Here is a 20,461-nt window from a genome sequence, read left to right as displayed (position 1 = left end):
ATATTGGCCGAACTGTACTAGTACGGAGTCGATAATGCGCGAACCGCCACCGTATCTGCGCATCGCCACCGACATCCGGGCACGCATCGAGAGCGGTGTACTGGTCACCGGCGACCGGGTGCCCTCGACGAGGCAGCTGACCCGGCAGTACGGCGTGGCCATGGCCACTGCGACCAAAGCGCTCGATGCCCTGCGCGCCGAGGGAATCCTGGAGTCGAAGCCCGGATCGGGCACCGTGGTGCGCTCCGTCCCGCACCGGAAACCGGAAACCGGACCCGCGACCGGACGGGAGGCAATCGTGCGCGCCGCGGTCGAGCTCGCCGATTCCGACGGGCTCGACGCACTGTCCATGCGCCGGGTGGCCGCCCGGCTCGGCGTCGCCACGATGACCGTGTACCGGCATGTGCGCGGCAAGGAGGACATGCACCTGGCCATGCTCGATGCCGCGTTCGCCGAATTCCCGCTGCCCGCGGCGTTCTCCGGTGGCTGGCGGCCACGGCTCGAGTTCGCGGCCCGCCGGATGTGGGAGGCGCTGCACGCCCATCCCTGGGCCGCCTCGCTGGTCTCCATGGCCCGCCCGCAGATGGCCCCGCATCTGGTCGGCTACACCGATTTCGTCATGCGCGCCCTGCTCGAGCACGGCGTCAGCGCCGAAACCGCGATGTACGTGCAATACAACCTGTTCAACCAGGTGCGCGCTTACGGGCTGACGCTCATCGACGAGTCGGCGCACCATCTGGACACCGGGATGGACACCGACACCTGGGCCGAACACAGCAAGCTCGCCGACTCCGTGGATCTGGATCGCCTTCCCGGTCTCGGCGCCCTCGTCTCGGCGGGGTTCGACTTCGATCTGGACCGGCTCTTCGAGTTCGGTCTGCGAAGGTTGCTCGACGGCGTGGAGATCTACCTCGCATGAACCGGGTCCCTCTCGGCGCGTCTTTCCGGTTGGGAGATCGAAAGGGGTGCCAGGGATGGGAATCAGCCGCAGAGGAGCACTGACCGCGTTCGGGGCGGGAATGGCGGGCGTGACCGTCGGCGGATGCGCGAGCGCGCAGGGCCGGGCGGCCGCGCCACAGGCAACGTCCGCACCGGTGCGGACCGCGGCCACGTCGACGGCCGCGTCCACACCGGATCTCGGCGCTCTCGCCACCTCGCTCGGCGCGCGGCTGGTCCAGCCGGGTGCGCGCACCTACGAAGCTGCGCACCAGCTGTTCAACCCGCTGTTCGACAACCGGAAACCCCGTGCCGTGGCCCAGATCGCGAACGAATCCGAGGTGGCCGCCTGTGTGCGCACGGCCGCGGCGGCACGGCTGCCGATCGCCGCGCGCTCCGGTGGGCACAGCTACGCCGGATACTCCGCACCGAACGGGGCCCTTGTCGTCGATCTGGCCCGGCTCGCCGGGGTGCGGGTGCACCCGGACGGCACCGCGGTGATCGGGGCGGGCGCGCGGCTGGGTTCGGTGTACTCCGCGCTGGCCAAAGCGGGGCGCGCACTGCCCGCGGGATCCTGTCCGACCGTGGGGATCTCCGGGCTCACCCTCGGCGGCGGGGTCGGCGTGCTCACCCGCAAGTACGGACTGACCTGTGACCGGTTGCGCTCGCTGCGCATCGTCACCGCGGACGGCACCGTGCGCACCGCCTCCGCCGAGCGGGAACCGGATCTGTTCTGGGCGCTGCGCGGTGCTGGCGGGGGCAATCTGGGCATCGTCACCGAACTCACCTTCGACACCGTGCCCGCGCCCCGGCTCACCGTGCTCACCATGAGCTTCCCGCCGGGCAGCGCCGCGAAGGTGTTCGACGCCTGGCAGCGCTGGCTGCCCGGCGCACCGGCCGAATTCTGGACCAAGTGCACCGTGACCAGTGCTGCCGAACCGGCCGCCCGGATCGCCGGATGCTTCACCGGGAACGCCAAGGCATTCGCCCCGCTACTCGCCGAACTGCGCAAGCGAATCGGGATCGCCCCGAAAACCGTGCACACCGAGGAAAAGGACTACGGCGCCGCGATGCGGTTTTTCGCCGGATCGAGTGCGCGAGAAACCTTCCACGCCACGTCGGCCGTGCTCACCGCACCGCTGGACGCCGCGCGGCTGACCCGGCTCGCGAGCGGAAAACCCGGGGTCGCGGTGATGTTCGACGCGCTCGGTGGGGCCGTTTCCGCGATCGGTGCCTCGGAAACCGCCTTCCCGCACCGCACCGCGCTGGCCACCGTGCAGATCTACAGCGGGACCGACCAGGCTCGGGTACGCGCCGTCCGGGACGGACTTGGCCTGCCCGGGAGCTACGTCAACTACATCGACCCCGGCCAGCCGAACTGGGCGCAGGCCTATTACGGCGGCAATGCCGGGCGGCTGCGGACGATCGCCGCGCACTACGACCCGCACCGATTGTTCGACTTCGCCCAGGGGCTCGGCAGAATCTGAGCTGCACCGGCAAGACTGTCTGGGATCCCAGACAGAACGCGGCACACCCCGCTCGCGGTACCCGCCGCGAAGGGGTGGAATGACCGCATGGCAATCATCACCCTCGACGCCGGCCGCCCGCTCGCGGCGAGCGAGGTGGCCGCGGTCGCCCGTGGCGGCGCGTCCATCGAGCTCAGCGAGGCCGCGCGCACCGCGGTCGGCGAGACCCGCGAACACATCGACAAACTCGCCGACGCCACGGAACCGACCTACGGGGTCTCCACCGGGTTCGGCGCGCTCGCCGTGCGCCACATCCCCACCGAACGGCGCGCCGCACTGCAGCGTTCGCTGATCCGCTCGCACGCCGCGGGCGCCGGGGAACCGGTCGAGCGCGAGGTGGTCCGTGCCCTGATGCTGCTGCGGCTGCGCACCCTCGCCTCCGGGCGCACCGGGGTGCGGGTGTCGACCGTGGACAAGCTCGCCGCGATGCTCAACGCGGGGATCACCCCGGTGGTGCACGAGTACGGATCGCTGGGCTGTTCCGGGGATCTCGCCCCGTTGTCTGCGGTCGCGCTCGCGCTCTGCGGTGAAGGCGAGGTGCACGACGCCGAAGGCGACCGGGTCGCCGCCGCCGATGCGCTCGCGCAGGCCGGGATCGAACCGGCGCGCCTCGCCGAGAAGGAAGGGCTCGCGCTGATCAACGGCACCGACGGGATGCTCGGCATGCTCGTGCTCGCGGCCGCCGATCTGCGCCGCTGCCTGGACATCGCCGACGTGACCGCGGCGATGAGCGTGGAGGCACTGCTCGGCACCGACCGGGTGTTCGCCCCGGAGCTGCACGAACTGCGCCCGCAGCTCGGCCAGGCCGAGTCCGCGCGCCGGATGCTGGCGCTGCTCGCCGGTTCACCCATCGTGGCCAGCCATCGCGGACCGGACTGCACCCGGGTGCAGGACGCCTATTCACTGCGCTGCGCGCCCCAGGTGCACGGCGGAGCACGGGACACCCTGGCGCACGCCGAATCGGTCGCCGAACGCGAACTCGCGTCTACAGTGGACAACCCGGTCGTGCTCCCGGACGGACGGGTGGAGTCGAACGGGAACTTCCACGGCGCCCCGATCGCCTATGTGCTCGACTTCCTCGCCATCCCGCTGGCGGACCTGGCCTCCATGGCCGAGCGGCGCACCGACCGGATGCTGGATGTGTCCCGCTCGCATGGGCTTCCGCCGTTCCTCGCCGAGGATCCCGGGGTGGACTCCGGGCTGATGATCGCCCAGTACACCCAGGCCGCGGTGGTCTCCGAGCTCAAACGCCTCGCGGTGCCCTCCTCCGTCGACTCGATTCCCTCCTCCGCGATGCAGGAGGACCACGTGTCCATGGGCTGGTCGGCAGCCCGCAAACTCCGCAACGCCGTGCGCGGACTGGAGACCGTGCTCGCCGTCGAGCTGCTCACCGCGGCGCGCGCCCTCGACCTGCGCGCCCCGCTCGAACCCGGCCCGGCGACCGGGGCAGCGCGTGCCCTGCTCCGCGAGCGGGTCGAGGGCCCCGGACCGGACCGGCACCTCGCCCCGGACATCGCCGCCGCCGAGGATCTCGTGCGCTCGAACGCCATCCCGGAAACCGTCTCGACCTACCTGGAGAAGCGATGACCATGCCAGCCCGATCCGGCCCATCCTGCGCTCCTCAGTCGCTAACGCTCCCTACGATGCTCGGAAAGGACCGGCTCTCATGACCATCCGCTCCGCCCGCGGCACCACGCTGACCGCCAAGAGCTGGGAAACCGAAGCACCGCTTCGGATGCTGCACAACAATCTGGATCCCGAGGTCGCCGAGCGGCCCGAGGACCTCGTGGTCTACGGCGGCACCGCACGCGCCGCGCGGGACTGGCCGAGCTTCCACGCCATCGGCCGTGAGCTGTCCACTTTGGATGGTGACGAGACGCTGCTCGTGCAGTCCGGAAGGCCGGTCGGCGTGCTGCGCACTCACGAATGGGCACCGCGGGTGCTCATCGCGAACTCGAACCTGGTCCCGGACTGGGCGAACTGGCCGGAGTTCCGCAGGCTCGAATCGCTCGGCCTGACCATGTACGGGCAGATGACCGCGGGTTCCTGGATCTACATCGGCACCCAGGGCATCCTGCAGGGCACCTACGAGACCTTCGCCGCGGTCGCCGAGAAGCGTTTCGGCGGCAGCCTGCGCGGCACGCTCACCGTCACCGCGGGGCTCGGCGGGATGGGCGGGGCGCAGCCGCTCGCGGTCACCATGAACGACGGTGTCGCGCTGTGCATCGAATGCGACCCCTCCCGGGCGAAGCGCCGAGTGGAGCACCGCTACCTCGACGAGCTCGCCGACGACCTGGACGACGCCATCGCGCGGGTGACCAAAGCCAAGGCCGGGCGGCGCCCGCTCTCGGTCGGGGTGATCGGGAACGCCGCCGAGGTGTTGCCGGAACTCCTTCGCCGCAACGTGGATGTCGACATCGTCACCGACCAGACCTCCGCGCACGACCCGCTTTCCTACCTGCCGCGCGGGGTGGACCTCGGCGACTGGGGCGACTACGCGGAGAAGAAGCCCGACGAGTTCACCGATCGTTCGCGCGAATCCATGGCCGAGCACGTGGACGCGATGCTCGGTTTCCTCGACCGGGGCGCCGAGGTCTTCGACTACGGCAACTCGCTGCGCGGGGAAGCGAAGCTCGGCGGTTGCGAACGCGCCTTCGACTACCCCGGTTTCGTGCCCGCCTACATCCGGCCGCTGTTCTGCGAGGGCAAGGGCCCGTTCCGGTGGGCGGCGCTCTCCGGGGATCCCGCGGACATCGCCGCGACCGATCGCGCGATCCTGGACCTGTTCGGAGACAACGAATCCGTCTCGCGCTGGATCAAGATGGCCGGGGAGCGCGTCGCCTTCCAGGGCCTGCCCTCGCGCATCTGCTGGCTCGGCTACGGGGAACGCAACCTCGCCGGGCAGCGGTTCAACGAGATGGTGGCCTCCGGGGAACTGTCCGCTCCGGTGGTCATCGGCCGCGACCACCTGGACTGCGGATCGGTGGCCTCCCCGTACCGCGAGACCGAGGGCATGGCCGATGGTTCGGATGCGATCGCCGACTGGCCGCTGCTCAACGCCCTGGTGAACACCGCCTCCGGGGCGACCTGGGTGTCCCTGCACCACGGCGGCGGGGTCGGCATCGGGCGCTCCATCCACGCGGGCCAGGTCACCGTCGCCGACGGCACGAAGCTGGCCGGGCAGAAGCTCGAGCGGGTGCTCACCAACGATCCCGGCATGGGTGTGCTGCGGCATGTGGACGCCGGATACCCGGAGGCCGAGCGGGTCGCCGAGGAACGCGGCGTGCACATTCCGATGCGGGACGGCCAGTGATGCTCGACCAGATCGCCGATATCGGCGCCGATCCGGTTCGCGGCGGCTATTCCCGGCACGTGTTCGACGCGACCGAGATGAGCCTGCGCGAGTGGTTCACCGAACGGGCCGGTCGTGCCGGGCTCGAGGTGGAGACCGACCGCAACGGCGCGATCTGGGCCTGGTGGGGCGAACCCGGACCGGACGCGGTGGTGACCGGAAGCCATCTGGATTCGGTCCCCGGCGGCGGGGCCTTCGACGGTCCGCTCGGCGTCGCCTGCGCGCTCGAAGCCGTGGAATCCCTGCGCGGCAAGGGATTCACCCCGAACAAACCGCTCGCGGTCACCGTGTTCCCGGAGGAGGAGGGCGGCCGGTTCGGGGTCGCCTGCCTCGGTTCCCGGTTGCTCACCGGAGCGATCGATCCGGCCACCGCGCTCGCGCTGCGCGACCGGGACGGGATCAGTTTCGCCGAGGCCGCGAGCGCGCGCGGATTCGATCCGGATCGCTTCGGCCGCGATGACCGGCTACTCTCCCGGATCGGCCGGTTCGTGGAACTGCATGTGGAACAGGGACGTGGACTTGTCGATATGGGGCTGCCCGTCGGCGTGGCCAGCGACATCCTCGCCCACGGGCGCTGGCGGTTCTCCCTTGCCGGGCAGGGAAACCACGCGGGAACCACCGTGATCGCCGATCGCAGGGACCCGATGGTTCCCGCCGCGGCCGCGGTACTCGCGGCCCGCGAGGTCGCGGCGGGACACCCCGGGGCACGGGCCACCGTCGGCCGGCTGAATCCAGTTCCCGGCGGCGCCAACGTGATCGCTTCCTCCGTGGAGTTCTGGCTCGACGCCCGCGTACCGTCCACATTGGACACTAGGGAGATCGTCGCGGAGATCGAGGCCGCGACTCGGAGCGCCGCCGAACGCGAGGGCTGCACCCTGAGCGTGCGCGAGGAATCCTATGGAGACCGCGTGGTCTTCGATCCGCAACTGCGCGATGATCTCGCCGGATTGCTCGGCGGGGTTCCCGCGCTGGAGACCGGGGCCGGACACGATGCGGGCATCCTCGCCTCGCGGGTACCGGCCGGGATGCTGTTCGTGCGCAATCCGAGCGGAGTCTCGCACGCCCCGGAGGAGTTCGCCGAACCAGAGGACTGCACGGCCGGAACCGAGGCGCTGGCACGGGTATTGGAGCAGCTCGCAGGATGAGGACACTGTGGTGCGAACGGGCCTGGCTGCCCTCCGGAATCACCGAGGGCGTGCTCCTGCGCACCGAACACGGCCGGATCACCGAGGTGACCACCGGCGCGCCGCGTTCTGGAGAATCTCTTTCCGGGCTGGTGTTTCCCGGTTTCGCCAACACCCATTCGCACGCCTTCCACCGGGCGCTGCGCGGGCACGTGCACGGAACCGGGACGTTCTGGAGCTGGCGCGAGACCATGTACGCGCTGGCGAACCGGCTCGATCCGGACAGCTACTACGCGCTCGCCCGCGCCGTGTACGCGGAGATGGTGCTCGCCGGATTCACCGCGGTCGGCGAATTCCATTACCTGCACCACGATCGCTACGGCCGCCGGTATGCGGACCCGAACGCGATGGGTGAGGCACTGCGCGCCGCGGCCGCCGAAGCGGGAATCCGGCTCACCCTGCTCGACACCTGTTATCTCGCGGGCGGAATCGGCGCGGAGCTCTCCCCGGAACAGGCCCGGTTCGGCGACGGGGACGCCCAGACCTGGGCGCAGCGGGTCGCGGAACTGCGCCCGGACGCCAACACCCGGATCGGCGCGGCGATCCACTCGGTGCGCGCCGTACCGCGCGAACAACTCGGGGCGGTGCGCGGGGTTCCGCTGCACGTGCACCTTTCCGAACAACCGGCGGAGAACGAGCAGGCACTCGCCACCTACGGCCGCACACCCACCGAACTGCTCGCCGAGGCCGGTGCGCTCGGCCCGGAAACGACCACGGTACACGCCACCCACCTGAGCGAAACCGACCTTGCCCTGCTCGGCGAAGCCGGAGTGTTCGCCTCGATCTGCCCGACCACCGAGGCCGACCTCGCCGACGGGATCGGCCCGGCACGCGAACTCGCCGACGCCGGGGCGACCCTGGTACTCGGCACCGACCAGCACGTGCGCGTCGACCCGTTCGCCGAACTGCGCGGGCTCGAATACGGCGAGCGACTGCGCACCGGCGAACGCGGCCGGTTCACCGTCGAAGCGCTCCTGCGCGCCGCCACGGTGGACGGACACGCCGCCATCGGCTGGGACACCGGCGGAATCGCGATCGGCTCGCCGTGCGATCTGGTCGCCGTGGACACCGCGAGCCGGCGCACCGCGGGCAGTTCACCGCAGGGAATCCCGCTCACTGCATCGGCCGCGGACGTGCACACCGTGATCGTAGGCGGGGAAACCATGGCGAGCAAAGGAAAGCACGAACGGCTCGGCGAGATCGGCCCGCTGCTCGCCGAACAGATCGGGAGGCTCTCATGACCTCGACCGTGCTGGCCCGATACGGCCTTCCTTGCGCGCCTCACTCGCCGGCGCTCGCTACGATGCTCAGGAAGGACCGCCTCTCATGACCTCGACCCTGATCACCGGCATCGGTGAGCTCACCACCCAGGACCCCGAGCTGGGCTCGCGCGCCGATGCCGCGCTCGTGCTCGACGGGGAACGGATCGCGTGGGCCGGTGCGGCGAACGCGGCGCCCGCGGCCGATACACGCGTGGACGTCGAGGGAAGGGCCGTACTGCCCGGCTGGGTGGACAGCCACTCGCACATGGTGTTCGCCGGGGACCGCACCGCGGAGTTCGGCGCGCGCATGGCCGGGCAGTCCTACAGCGCGGGCGGGATCCTCACCACCGTCGCGGCCACCCGCGCGGCGAGCGATGCGGAACTCACCGCAAACCTGCGCAGGCTCGTCACCGAAGCTGTCAGCCAGGGGACCACCTGCATCGAGACCAAAACCGGCTACGGACTCACCACCGAGGAAGAGGAACGGGAAGCCCGGCTCGCCGCCGGGGTCGTCGACGAGCTGACCTACCTCGGCGCCCACCTCGTGCCCGCGGAGACCGAAACCGAGTCCTATGTGGACACCGTGACCGGGCCGATGCTCGACGCGGTCGCCCCGTACGCGCGGTGGGCGGACGTGTTCTGTGAGCGCGGAGCGTTCGACGAGGACCAGTCCCGGCGGATTCTGCTTGCCGCACAACGAAAAGGGCTCGGCCTGCGGGTGCACGGCAACCAGCTCGGCGAAGGCCCCGGAGCGCGGCTCGCCGTGGAGCTCGGTGCCGCGAGCGTCGACCACTGCACCTACCTCGCACAGTCCGATGTGGACGCTCTGGCCTCGAGTGACACCGTGGCCACCATCCTGCCCGCCTGCGATCTGTCCACTCGGCAGGCCCACGCTCCGGCGCGGGCCCTGCTCGACGCAGGAGCCACCGTCGCGCTCGCCGCCAACTGCAACCCCGGATCCAGCTACACCACGTCCATGGCCTTCTGCGTCACCACCGCCGTGCTCCAGCTGCGGATGAGCGTCGCCGAGGCGGTGTGGTCCGCCACTGCGGGCGGGGCGCGGGCGCTGCGGCGCACCGACGTCGGCGTGCTCCGCCCGGGCGCGCGGGCCGATGTGCACGTACTCGACGCGCCCTCGGTCACCCACCTCGCTTACCGTCCCGGAGTTCCGCTGACCTGGGCGGTGTGGCGCACCGGAACCCGCGAGCGCTAAGGGCCGAGCAACGCCGCCGGTACGACCGCGATGCCATCTCGGCGCCGATAGGCTTCCTGGCCAGTGGTGACGACAACAGCATCGAGCAGGTTCTCGCCGAGTTGTTCCCGCAGCCACTTCAGGTGCTTCAGCTCGCCGTCCGAAGGCTCCTTACCAAGTTTGACCTCGATCGCGACGACCTTCCCATCGCCTCGTTCCACGATCAGGTCGATCTCGTGCTCGCCGCGCCAAGTCCGCAAATGCGCGACATTTGCCTCCAAGGCCTGCGCGAATACGCGAACGTTCAGGGTGACAAGAGATTCGAAGAGCGCACCGATCAGCCGGGCATCACCGAGAAGCGCGGTTTCATCAGAACCGCACAGTCGAGCCGCAAGGGCGGGATCCGCCAGGTGATGTTTGACGGGCGACGACATCCGTGCGATCTGATTGTGGTGTGGTACCCACGCGGGCAACGGATCGACGATCCACAACTGTTGCAGCGTGTCGCGATACGGGATCGTGGTGGATTTCGACGGCTTTTCTGCATGCCCTCCGGAAGCAGCGTCCCTGATCGTCTCATACGATGCGGTCGTGGCCGTCGCCGCGGCGTATGCGGCCAACCAGGCGTGCAACATCGCCGGACGACGAACAACTTTCCCGAGCTCCGCGAAGTCGCGATCCACAATGCGGTGAATGTAGCCGTCCAACTGGGCGCGCAGCGGGCGTCCCGGCAAATTTCGCAACCCAGGAAAACCCGAAGCGACGATCTCGTTCGCATAGTCGGCGAGTTTCAAACCAGTCCGCCCCTCGACGGGATCCCCGAGACCGCTGAGCAGCCGGCGCAGACTGACTGTCGGCTCCGCCACTCCACGTTCGGGCAAACTCAACGGTCGCATACGTAATGTGACGATACGGCCGGCTCCCGAGTGAGTCCGAGTATCGGTATTCGACGCCGATCCCGTCAGCAAGAACCGTCCCGGTTCCGCACCATCATCGACAGCTCGGCGCACCAGCTCCCATGAATCCGGGACACGCTGCCACTCGTCGAGCAAGATCGGGCCGTCGCCGACGACAAGGCGCTCGGGGGCAGCCTCGAGGATGGCGCGCTCGGCCTGGTCATCGAGACGGTGCACCGTCCGCGCTCTGCGTAAGGCCGTCGCGGTCTTCCCGACGGCCTTCGTGCCCTCCAAAGCGATAGCGGGCAGACCCGCCAGCAACTCGTCGAGCTCGGCATCGACGATGCGGGAGACGTATTCCCTGTTCACCAAGCTGACTATACCGTTACGCGAACTCAAACGCTACCGTTACGCGAACTCAAACGCTACCGGTTCGCGGGGTCCGTGGTGACCAGGACCGTGTGCCAGCCGGTCGCCCCGTCCGGCACCGGATCGGCGCGTGCCTCGGTCTGGGTGTATCCGGACCGGTCGGTGGCCCGGCACTGGACGGTGTGTTCCCCGCGGCCCAGTTCGACCGGGATCCGCCACATCCGCCAGGTGTCCGCACTGACCTCGGTGGAGAGTTGCGCGCGCTGCCACGGCCCGCCGTCCACCCGCACCTCGACGGCCTCGATCCCGGTGTGCTGGGCCCAGGCGATCCCGGCCAGCATGATCCGGCCTTCGGGAACCCGCTCCCCCGCGCGCGGGCGGTCGATCCGCGATTCTGTCTTGATCGGCCCCCATTTTCCCCAGCCGACCTGTTCCCAGTAGGCCTGTTTGGCGAACGTGGTGACCTCCAGGTCGACGAGCCATTTGGTCGCCGAGACGTAGCCGTACAGGCCCGGGGTGACCATCCGCACCGGGAAACCGTGCTCGGCGGGCAGCGGTTCCCCGTTCATGCCGAGCGCGAGCAGCGCACCCCGCCGCGGATCGTGCAGCACATCCAAGGGAGTGCCCGCGGTGAATCCATCGGCACTGGTGCTGAACACCTGCTGGGCACCGGTCCGGATCCCCGCTTCGGTCAGCACCTCGTGGATGGGTACCCCGACGAAGGTCGCGGTGGAGAGGTAATCGCCGCCGACCTCGTTGGAAACACAGGTCATGGTGATCGTCTTCGCGACGAGCCCACGCTCGCGCAGATCCTCGTAGCCGAGTTCGAGTTCACGGTCCACCATGCCGTGCACCCGGAGCCGGTAGTCCTCGGCACGCATGGCGGGCACGGAAAGCGCGGTGTCTATCCGGTAGAACTCCGGATTCGGCGTGATGAACCGCGGGGTTCCGGAACCGGCGAAGTCCGCGCCTGCGGGGATCGGCGGCGCGGGTGTCCGCGGCCGCAGCGAGCCGACCGCGAGCCGGGAACGCTGGATATCGCCCGCCCCGGCCAGTGAGTCACCGACGAACCAGGCCACGGCGGCACCCGCGCCGACCCCGACCGAGCCGAGCAGGAACCGCCTGCGCCCGATGCTGGGTTCCACCCGGTTCGACACCGCCGCGGCGCGCAACAGGCTGAACGCGGCGAGCCCGACGATCACGGCGACCAGTGGCGCGATCGCCCCGCGCGCCCCGCGTTCGGCGATCCCCGCGGCGAAACCGGCCATCCCGAGCAGCCCGATGACCGCGAAGCCGAAATCGGGCCAGCGCCGTGACCCCAGGCCCGCGATCCCCGCGGCTGCGGCGAGCACCACGGCCGCACCGGCGAGCAGCACCGTCTTGTCGGATTCACCGAACGCGCGGATCGCCCATTCCTTGAGCGGTTGCGGGCTCAGGCCGATCGCCGCGTCACCGACCACGGTCAACGGCCCGTACCCGGGCCCCAGAAAACCGGCGACCAGCTGGCCGGCCCCGAGCGCGGCGGCCGCGGAGACCAGGCCGAGCAGGGCGAACCGTATACGGCCGGTTGGGGAATCCACGGGGCAAGCGTAAGCCCGTTTCCCGATGACCAGCCGGGAAACGGGCTTACGAGTGCCTTACGAGAGGCGGCTATTCCTCGATGTCCTCGTCCTCGCGGGCGAGGAAGGTCGCGAGGCGTTCCACCGCGGTCTCGAACTCCGGGTTCGCGTCGACGAAGGCGCGCAACCGTTCGGCCAGCCAGGCGAGGCTGACCTCCTCGGCACCGCGCCGCGCCTCGAGCTCCTCGATTCCTCGATCGGTGAAGTACACGACCCGTCCCAGATCAGGAGAACGCCTGCTCGATGATCTTGGCCTGCTCCACCTCGTGCACCTTGACCGAACCGGAGGCCGGAGCGGACATGGGCCGCCGCGACACCCGCTGGATCCCGCCGCACTGCTCGGGCAGCTTCTCGGGAAGGTGCAGGCCGAGGAACGGCCAGGCGCCCTGGTTGGCGGGCTCCTCCTGGGCCCACGCGACCGCCTGCCGGTTCGGGTAGCGGTCGATGGCCGCGGCGAGCTTGCGCCCGGGCAGCGGGTAGTACTGCTCGAGGCGCAGGATCGCCACATCGGTGATGCCGCGCGAGGCGCGCTCCTTGGCCAGCTCGTAGTAGAGCTTGCCGGAGGTGAGCACCACCTTGCGCACACCGGCCGGATCGGGCGCGGTCGGGTCGTCGAGCACCGAGTGGAACTTCGAGCCGCCGGTGAAGTCGTCCACCGCGGACACGCAGGCCTTGTTGCGCAGCAGCTGCTTCGGGGTGAACACGACGAGCGGGCGGGAGACCCCGTCGAGCACGTGGCGGCGCAGCAGGTGGAAGTAGTTCGCCGGGCTGGACGGCATGGACACCGTCATCGATCCCTCGGCGCACAGCTGCAGGTACCGCTCGATGCGCCCGGAGGAGTGGTCCGGCCCCTGTCCCTCGGCACCGTGCGGGAGCAGCAGCACCACATCGGAGCGCTGGCCCCACTTGGCCTCGGATGAGGAGATGAACTCGTCGATGACCGCCTGCGCGGTGTTGGCGAAGTCGCCGAACTGCGCCTCCCAGAGCACCATGGCATCCGGGTTCGCCACCGAGTAGCCGTATTCGAAGCCCATCGCGGCGTACTCGGAAAGCGCCGAGTCGTAGGCGAGGAACTTGCCGCCGTTGTCCCCGTGCATGGTGGCCAGCGGGTTGTACTCGGCACCGGTCTTGCGGTCGATGGCGATGGCGTGCCGCTGGGTGAACGTGCCGCGCCGCGAGTCCTGACCGGCCAGCCGCACGAACCGGCCCTCGGCCACGATCGAGCCGAACGCGAGCAGTTCCGCGAAGGCCCAGTCGATGTCGCCCTCCTGGGCCATCTTCGCCCGCCGCTCCATCACCGGTTTCACCCTGCTGTGCAAGCTGAACCCCTCGGGCACGTTGATGAAGCTGTCCCCGATCGCGGTGAGCAGATCGCGGGAGACCGCGGTCGGCACCTTGCTCGGCACCGCCTGCTCGGACTCCACCGAGGGCGAGATCTCGGCCGGATGCCGTTCGAGCTCACGCACCTCGTTGAACACGTGCTCGAGCTGCGAGGAGAAGTCCTTGAGGGCGTTCTCCGCGTCCTGCACGGTGATGTCGCCGCGGCCGATGAGCGCCTCGGTGTAGGTCTTCCGCACGCTGCGCTTGGCGTCGATGATGTCGTACATCGCCGGCTGGGTCATCGAGGGGTCGTCGCCCTCGTTGTGCCCGCGGCGGCGGTAGCACACCATGTCGATCACGACGTCCTTGTTGAACGCCTTGCGGTACTCCACGGCGAGCTTGGCGACCCAGTAGCAGGCCTCCGGGTCGTCCCCGTTGACGTGGAAGACCGGCGCACCGATCATCTTGGCCACATCGGTGCAGTACTGCGAGGAACGGCCGGACTCCGGGGTCGTGGTGTAGCCGACCTGGTTGTTGATGATCACGTGCACGGTGCCACCGGTGCGGTATCCGCGCAGCAGCGCCAGGTTCAGCGTCTCGGCGACCACGCCCTGACCGGCGAACGCGGCGTCACCGTGGATCGCGACCGGCATGACGGTGAACGCGCCCTGGCCCTTGTCCAGGTAGTCCTGCTTGGCGCGGGCGATGCCCTCGAGCACCGGGTCCACGGTCTCCAGGTGCGAGGGGTTCGAGGCGAGCGAGACGCGCACCTCGCCGTCGCCGAACATCCGGAAATACTTGCCCTCGGCGCCCAGGTGGTACTTCACGTCACCGGAACCGTGCGCCTGCCCGGGATCCAGGTTGCCCTCGAACTCCTGGAAGATCTGCGCGACCGGTTTGCCGACGATGTTCGCCAGCACGTTGAGCCTGCCGCGGTGGGCCATGCCGATGACGACCTCGTCGTAGTCGTAATCGGCCGCCGAGTCGAGCACCGCGTCCAGCAGCGCGATCACGGTCTCCCCGCCTTCCAGGGAGAACCGCTTCTGCCCGACGTACTTGGTCTGCAGGAAGGTCTCGAAGGCCTCGGCCGCGTTCAGCTTGGACAGGATGTACTTCTGGACCGCGGTTTCCGGCTTGTCGTGGGTGACCTCGACCCGGTCCTGCAACCAGCGCCGCTCGCTCGGCGAGAGGATGTGCATGTACTCCACGCCGATGGTGCGGCAGTAGGAGTTGCGCAGCACCCCGAGGATGTCGCGCAGCGGCATGAACTCCTTGCCCGCGAACCCGCCGACCGGGAACTCCCGGTCCAGGTCCCACAGAGTCAGCCCGTGCTGGAGGATGTCCAGGTCCTCGTGGTGCCGCTGCCGGTAGTTGAGCGGGTCGATGTCGGCCATCAGGTGCCCACGGGTCCGGTAGGCGTCGATCAGCTCGAGCACCCGCGCGGTCTTGTCCACCGCGCCTTCCGGGATGTCCTGCACCCAGCGCACCGGCTCGTAGGGCAGCCGCAGCGAGGTGAAGATGTCGTCGTAGAAATTGTCCCCGCCGAGCAGCAGCTCGTGGATCAGCTTCAGGTACTCACCGGACTCGGCACCCTGGATGATGCGGTGGTCGTAGGTCGAGGTGAGCGTGATGATCTTGGAGACGCCCATCTCGACGAGCGCCTTCTCGCTCGAGCCCTGGAAGTGCGCCGGGTACTCCATCGCGCCGACACCGATGATCGCGCCCTGGCCGACGGACAGCCGTGGCACCGAGTGGTTGGTGCCGATACCGCCCGGGTTGGTCAGCGAGATCGTGGTGCCCGCGAAGTCGTCGGCGCCGAGCTTGCCGTCCCGCGCCTTGCGCACGATCTCCTCGTAGGCCTGCCAGAACTGCACGAAGGTCTTGTTCTCGCAGTTCTTGATCGAGGCGACGACGAGGTTGCGGCCGCCGTCCTTGGCCGGGAGGTCGATGGCGAGCCCGAGGTTGATGTTCTCGGGAGTGATCGCGACCGGCTTGCCTTTTTCGTCGGTGCCGTAGTGCCGGTTCATGTTCGGGTAGCTGGCCAGCGCACGGACCATCGCGTACCCGATGAGATGGGTGAACGAGACCTTGCCGCCACGGGTGCGCTTGAGGTGATTGTTGATCACGATGCGGTTGTCCGCGAGTAGTTTCGCGGGCACCGCGCGCACACTCGTCGCGGTCGGCAGCTCGAGCGAGGCCTCCATGTTCTTGGCGATCGCGGCGGCCGGTCCACGCAGCGGCTTGCGCTCTTCGCCCTTGCTCTCCTTGACCGGAGCGGCCTTGGCGGCCTCGGCCGGAGCGGGCTTGGCCGGCTTGCTCGGTTCAGGCTTGCTCGGCGCTGCCTGACGCGGCGCCTTGTTCGGCGGCTGTTCCTCCGGCTTGGGCGCGGCCGGAGCCTGCTGCTGCTTCGGTTGCGGCGGGGCTGCCTGCCCGTTCGCCGGAGCCTGCTGCGCAGCGCTCGCACCGTTCTGGTTTGGCTTGTAGTCCGCGAAGAATTCGTGCCAAGCGGGGTCTACCGACGCGGGGTCGGCAAGGAACCGGTCGTACATTTCCTCGACCAGCCACTCATTGGGGCCGAACTGGGACGCAGTACCGCTGGTGGTCACGGCTGACGCTCGCCTCGATCCATCTATTCGTACGTGATTGACACACCGTGTCCCAGGTTAGACGCTTCTGTCCGCGCTTTCATACCTGGTCGGATTACTCCGTAGCGTGATATCTCACAACCTTACCGCTACGGGAACTTCACTCTTTCCCTCCTACTGACCGGTACAGAGCGTCCACGATGCGAACCGTCGCCGCCGTCTCGCTCAGCGCCACGAGCGCCTCGGGTTCCGCCGTGTTCGCCGCGCGCGCGAACGCGTCCAGCTGATAGCTGTAGGCGGTTCTGCGCGGGAAATGCCGCACCGTCCTGGTGTCCCCGAGCAGCACCGCGAGCTGGTGACCGAGGTGCGGGGCGAACGGATTGATCAGCCGCAGCTCGCCTTCGGTCGCGTACACGTGGGTGACCGGCCGCGGCAGCGCGAGCCGCCAGTTCGCCGCGCGCAGCACGGCGCGCCCGCCACCGGCGAGCCGCAGCCGCGCGTGCATCGAGCGGTTCCCGCCGCGCGCCGAAAGCGGTTCCGGCTCACCCTCGGTCTCCGCACGAGCGAGTACCCGCAACAGGTCCACCGCCTCGTACCCGAGGCCGTGCACCACCGGACCGCGCCGTTCTCCCGGAACCCCGGCCGAGAGCACGATCTTGCGCACCGCACCGAGTTCACCGGAGTCGAGCACCGTGCGGGCCGCGCGCACCAGCGGGTGGTAGCGCTGCGGCAGATTCTCGGTGAGCACGAGACCGTTGTCGGCGGCGAACTTCGCCAGCTCGCGCACGGTGTCTTCCCCGGTGGCCAGCGGCCGCTCGCACAGCACGTGTTTGCCCGCCTCGAGCGCGGCACGCACCCACTCCGGATGCCGATCGTCCGGCAGCGGCAGGTACACCGCGTCGATCTCGTCATCGGCGAGCAACGCCCGGTAGTCCCCGGCCACGTGCGGTATCCCGTGTTTCGCCGCGAAGGCCCCGGCCCGCGCACGATCCCGGGCGGCGACCGCGTGCACCTGCACATCCGGGCAGGCCTTGGCCGGTTCGATCAGGGTGCGCCGCGCGAACGGGGCGGCGCCGAGTATTCCGAACCTCACCGTGGTCTGCTCGCCGTCAACAGTTGACTCACCATGTGCGAACTCCCCCGTACCTCGCTCAGCCCGGCCTCCCGCGCCAGTTCGACGAGTTCCGCCGCCGGCCGCAGCCACAGTTTCCCACTCCGTTCGAGACCGCCGCGCACTCGTTCGTTCGGCCGCGCGACACCGGGCGCGAGCACGCAGAGCCGTCCGCCGGGACGTAGTACCCGGGTCATTTCCGCGAGCATCGCGGCGCCCTCACGCACCAACTGGATCGTGTAAGCCGAGTGCACCGCGTCGAACACCGCGTCCCGGAACGGCAACTCGGTCGCGTCCGCACGCACGAAGGCGGTGTTGGGCGCGGCGGTTCCGGCCGCGCGCCGCAGCATCGGGACCGAGAGGTCCAGCCCGGCCACGAGTCCCCGGGGACCGACCAGTCGCGCCAGCTCCCCGGTCACCTGGCCGGGCCCGGTGCCGATGTCGAGCACCCGTTGCCCTTCGGTGAGCCGCAGTTCCCCGATACGCGGCCGTACCGCGGGGAACGCCGTGCGCACCAGCGCGGCCAGCCGTTCGTATCCCGAAGCGCCCGGCCCCGACTCCCACAATCGCTGTACCGGTCCAGCCGCCGCTTCGGTGGTGCCGAGCAGATCGAGATATCCGGAACCGGTGTCCGGTTCCGCGGGCGGCTCGCGCAGCAGTTCGAGCACGGTCGCCATCGCGTCATCGGGCCTGGCTGTCATGTGCCAAGGCTACGGCTGCATTACGGTGTCCGCTATGCACGTCTCCGTCGTCGACCATCCGCTCGCCAAGGCCCGGCTGACCACCATGCGCGATGCGCGCACCGGCAGCTCTGCCTTCCGGCACGCGCTGCACGAGCTGACCATGATGCTGATCTACGAGGCGATGCGGGAAGCTCCGATCACCACGGAACGCATCCACACCCCCGTCGCGCGCACCGAGGGACAACGGCTGAGCACCCCGCCGCTGCTGGTGCCCATCCTGCGTGCCGGGCTCGGCATGGCCGACGAGGCACACAAACTCATTCCCGGTGCGCGGATGGGGTTCGTCGGGCTCGCCCGCGACGAGACCACGCTGAATCCGGTGCCCTACCTGGAATCCCTGCCACAGGACCTCGCCGCCACCCCGGTGCTCGTACTCGACCCGATGCTGGCCACCGGTGGCTCCATGCGGCACACCCTCGAACTGCTCGCCAAGCGCGGGGCCACCGACATCACCGCCGTGTGCGCGGTCGCCGCCCCCGAGGGCATCGCGGTGCTCGAGGAGACCCGGCTCCCGGTCCGCCTGGTCACGGCGAGCGTGGACGAACGGCTCAACGAGTCCGGATTCATCGTTCCTGGGCTGGGGGACGCGGGGGACCGCCAGTACGGCGAGCGTTAGACCAGCGGCAGGCGCAGGGCTCCGGGTGCCGCTTCCGGAACGGCCGGGTGGTTCGGCGCGACCGGGGCGATGCGCAGGTATCCGCTCGCCTGCTCCGGCCGGGGATCCACCTCGCCCTTGTTGGGCCAGTACGCGAAGGCGCGCTCGGCCTGCGCGGCGATCGTCAGCGAGGGGTTCACGCCAAGGTTGGCGGAGATCGTCGAACCGTCCACAATGGACATATCGGGGTAGCCGTACGCGCGGTGATAGGCGTCGATCACCCCGTGCTCGGCGTCGGTTCCGATCGGGCAGCCGCCGATGAAATGCGCGGTGAGCGGAATGTCGAACAATTCTCCCCAGGTACCGCCCGCGAATCCGCCGATGTGTTCCGCGGTGCGCAGATTCGCCTGATGTCCTTCCGAAATGAAAGTGGGATTGGGTTCGCCGTGCCCCTGTTTCGAGGTGTACACCTTTTTACCGAACCAGCTGCGTTTCAGATACGTGGTGATGGAATTGTCCAGGCTCTGCATCACGAGCAGGATGATGGTGCGCTCACTCCAGTGCCTGGGCTGCAACAACCGCAGCACCTTCGAGGGTTCGGCGATCGCCGTGCGCAATGCCTGGCGCCAGCGCGGTTCGTCGAGATCCCCGTCGGTGGCCAGGGTCTGCAGCAGCGCCATCGCGTTGCTTCCCTTGCCATAGCGGACCGGTTCGATGTGCGTGCGATCGTCGGGATGGATCGAGGACGTAATCGCCACCCCGTTGCTGTAATCGTGTTCGGGGTCCACGTCCATGCGCCCGGCCCCGATGATCGCCTCGGAATTCGTCCTGGTCAGTTCGCCGAGTTTGCGGGAGAGCCGGGGAAGCCTGCCCTCGTCGGCCATGGTGTGCAGCAGCCGCTGGGTTCCCCAGGTTCCCGCGGCGAGCACGACCTGGCCCGCGCTGATAGTGGTGCGGAACCGTTTCGTATAGGTCCCGGTCTTGCGCACGTCGATTTCCCAGCCACCGCCCTCGCGATGATTCAATCCGGTTACGGTGGTCATCGGAATGATCCTCGCGCCGCGCTGCTCGGCGAGATGCAGATAGTTCTTCATCAGGGTGTTCTTCGCGCCGACCCGGCACCCGGTCATGCACGAGCCGCATTCGGTGCAGCCGGTGCGTTCCGGGCCTTCCCCACCGAAGTACGGGTCACTCGCGGGTTTGCCCGGTTCCCCGAAGAACACCCCGACCGGGGTGGAGTGGAAGGTGTCCGCGATCCCCATGTCCGCCGCGACCTTGCGCATGACCTCATCGGAGGGGGTGATGGTCGGGTTCGTGACCACTCCGAGCATGCGCGAGGCCTGGTCGTAGTACGGCTCGAGTTCCGCGCGCCAGTCGGTGATGTGCGCCCACTGCCGGTCCGCGTAGAACTGCTCGAGCGGCCGGTAGAGGGTGTTCGCGTAGACCAGCGAGCCACCGCCGACCCCGGCGCCCGCGAGCACCATCACGTCCTTGAGCAGGTGGATGCGCTGGATGCCGTAGCACCCGAGCCGGGGTGCGTAGAGGTAGTCCCGCAGCTGCCAGGAGGTCTTGGCGAAGTCGGCGTCCGAGAACCGCCTGCCCGCCTCGAGTACGGCGACCCGGTACCCCTTCTCGGTCAACCGCAGCGCGGCGACGCTCCCGCCGAACCCCGAACCCACGACGACCACGTCATAGTCGTGCCCAGCTTCTGTGGTGGTGCGCGCAGTCATGCGCCGATACTAAACCATGTTTCTGACTAGTAGTAAGTTCT

General features: G+C 69.1%; 15 protein-coding genes. 8 read left to right on the top strand and 7 right to left on the bottom strand.

The genetic code is table 11. The features are described 5' to 3' along the window. Positions 1 to 34: 34 nt before the first annotated feature. From A37U_RS0109180 to hutI, 7 genes are all read left to right on the top strand, one after another. Positions 35 to 919 (top strand): GntR family transcriptional regulator, encoded by an 885-nt coding sequence (locus tag A37U_RS0109180; RefSeq protein ID WP_020496336.1) that lies wholly within the window; start codon positions 35 to 37, stop codon positions 917 to 919. A 55-nt stretch (positions 920 to 974) separates the two neighbouring features. Continuing rightward, entirely contained in the window at positions 975 to 2,423 is a 1,449-nt protein-coding gene (locus A37U_RS42930) for an FAD-binding oxidoreductase (protein ID WP_020496335.1), read from the top strand. Positions 2,424 to 2,510: 87 nt separating this feature from the next. Then, a complete protein-coding gene (gene hutH, locus A37U_RS0109170) occupies positions 2,511 to 4,049 on the top strand; it encodes a histidine ammonia-lyase (RefSeq protein ID WP_020496334.1) in 1,539 nt (512 codons plus the stop codon). A 79-nt stretch (positions 4,050 to 4,128) separates the two neighbouring features. Beyond that, positions 4,129 to 5,775, top strand: coding sequence for a urocanate hydratase (gene hutU, locus A37U_RS0109165; RefSeq protein ID WP_020496333.1), 1,647 nt, complete (start codon positions 4,129 to 4,131; stop codon positions 5,773 to 5,775). Beyond that, positions 5,775 to 6,959 (top strand): allantoate amidohydrolase, encoded by a 1,185-nt coding sequence (locus A37U_RS0109160; RefSeq protein WP_040587168.1) that lies wholly within the window; start codon positions 5,775 to 5,777, stop codon positions 6,957 to 6,959. Before hutU ends, A37U_RS0109160 begins: the two co-directional genes overlap by 1 nt. After that, positions 6,956 to 8,239 carry a formimidoylglutamate deiminase gene (locus A37U_RS0109155; protein WP_020496331.1) on the top strand — a complete coding sequence of 428 codons (1,284 nt, stop codon included), beginning with the start codon at positions 6,956 to 6,958 and terminating at the stop codon, positions 8,237 to 8,239. Before A37U_RS0109160 ends, A37U_RS0109155 begins: the two co-directional genes overlap by 4 nt. A gap of 85 nt (positions 8,240 to 8,324) precedes the next feature. Further along, entirely contained in the window at positions 8,325 to 9,473 is a 1,149-nt protein-coding gene (gene hutI, locus A37U_RS0109150; protein WP_020496330.1) for an imidazolonepropionase, read from the top strand. Here the strand turns inward: hutI and A37U_RS0109145 are convergent. The 6 genes from A37U_RS0109145 to A37U_RS42920 form a co-directional block, all read right to left on the bottom strand. Continuing rightward, positions 9,470 to 10,717: an ATP-binding protein gene (locus A37U_RS0109145; protein WP_020496329.1), complete on the bottom strand. Its 1,248-nt coding sequence runs from the start codon at positions 10,715 to 10,717 to the stop codon at positions 9,470 to 9,472. The two genes, hutI and A37U_RS0109145, sit on opposite strands and share 4 nt — an antisense overlap. 56 nt (positions 10,718 to 10,773) lie before the next feature. Continuing rightward, positions 10,774 to 12,297: a molybdopterin-dependent oxidoreductase gene (locus A37U_RS0109140; RefSeq protein ID WP_020496328.1), complete on the bottom strand. Its 1,524-nt coding sequence runs from the start codon at positions 12,295 to 12,297 to the stop codon at positions 10,774 to 10,776. A gap of 70 nt (positions 12,298 to 12,367) precedes the next feature. Then, positions 12,368 to 12,547: a DUF6104 family protein gene (locus A37U_RS0109135; protein WP_020496327.1), complete on the bottom strand. Its 180-nt coding sequence runs from the start codon at positions 12,545 to 12,547 to the stop codon at positions 12,368 to 12,370. 13 nt (positions 12,548 to 12,560) lie between these two features. Next, positions 12,561 to 16,262: a multifunctional oxoglutarate decarboxylase/oxoglutarate dehydrogenase thiamine pyrophosphate-binding subunit/dihydrolipoyllysine-residue succinyltransferase subunit gene (locus A37U_RS0109130; protein WP_020496326.1), complete on the bottom strand. Its 3,702-nt coding sequence runs from the start codon at positions 16,260 to 16,262 to the stop codon at positions 12,561 to 12,563. Between the two features lie 139 nt (positions 16,263 to 16,401). After that, positions 16,402 to 17,334 carry a Gfo/Idh/MocA family protein gene (locus A37U_RS42925; protein ID WP_020496325.1) on the bottom strand — a complete coding sequence of 311 codons (933 nt, stop codon included), beginning with the start codon at positions 17,332 to 17,334 and terminating at the stop codon, positions 16,402 to 16,404. Further along, positions 17,331 to 18,053 (bottom strand): class I SAM-dependent methyltransferase, encoded by a 723-nt coding sequence (locus A37U_RS42920; protein WP_083933353.1) that lies wholly within the window; start codon positions 18,051 to 18,053, stop codon positions 17,331 to 17,333. Before A37U_RS42920 ends, A37U_RS42925 begins: the two co-directional genes overlap by 4 nt. 34 nt (positions 18,054 to 18,087) lie before the next feature. Here A37U_RS42920 and upp point away from each other — a divergent pair, with 34 nt between their 5' ends. Continuing rightward, positions 18,088 to 18,711, top strand: a complete 624-nt coding sequence (gene upp / locus A37U_RS0109115) for a uracil phosphoribosyltransferase (protein ID WP_020496323.1) — start codon at positions 18,088 to 18,090, stop codon at positions 18,709 to 18,711. Here the strand turns inward: upp and A37U_RS0109110 are convergent. Further along, positions 18,708 to 20,420, bottom strand: a complete 1,713-nt coding sequence (locus A37U_RS0109110) for a GMC family oxidoreductase (protein ID WP_020496322.1) — start codon at positions 20,418 to 20,420, stop codon at positions 18,708 to 18,710. The genes upp and A37U_RS0109110 overlap by 4 nt on opposite strands. Positions 20,421 to 20,461: the final 41 nt, after the last annotated feature.

Origin of the sequence: Sciscionella marina DSM 45152 (genome assembly GCF_000379465.1) — a bacterium.
Taxonomy (GTDB): Bacteria; Actinomycetota; Actinomycetes; order Mycobacteriales; family Pseudonocardiaceae; genus Sciscionella; species Sciscionella marina.
This window is presented reverse-complemented; position numbering and strand designations above follow the sequence as displayed.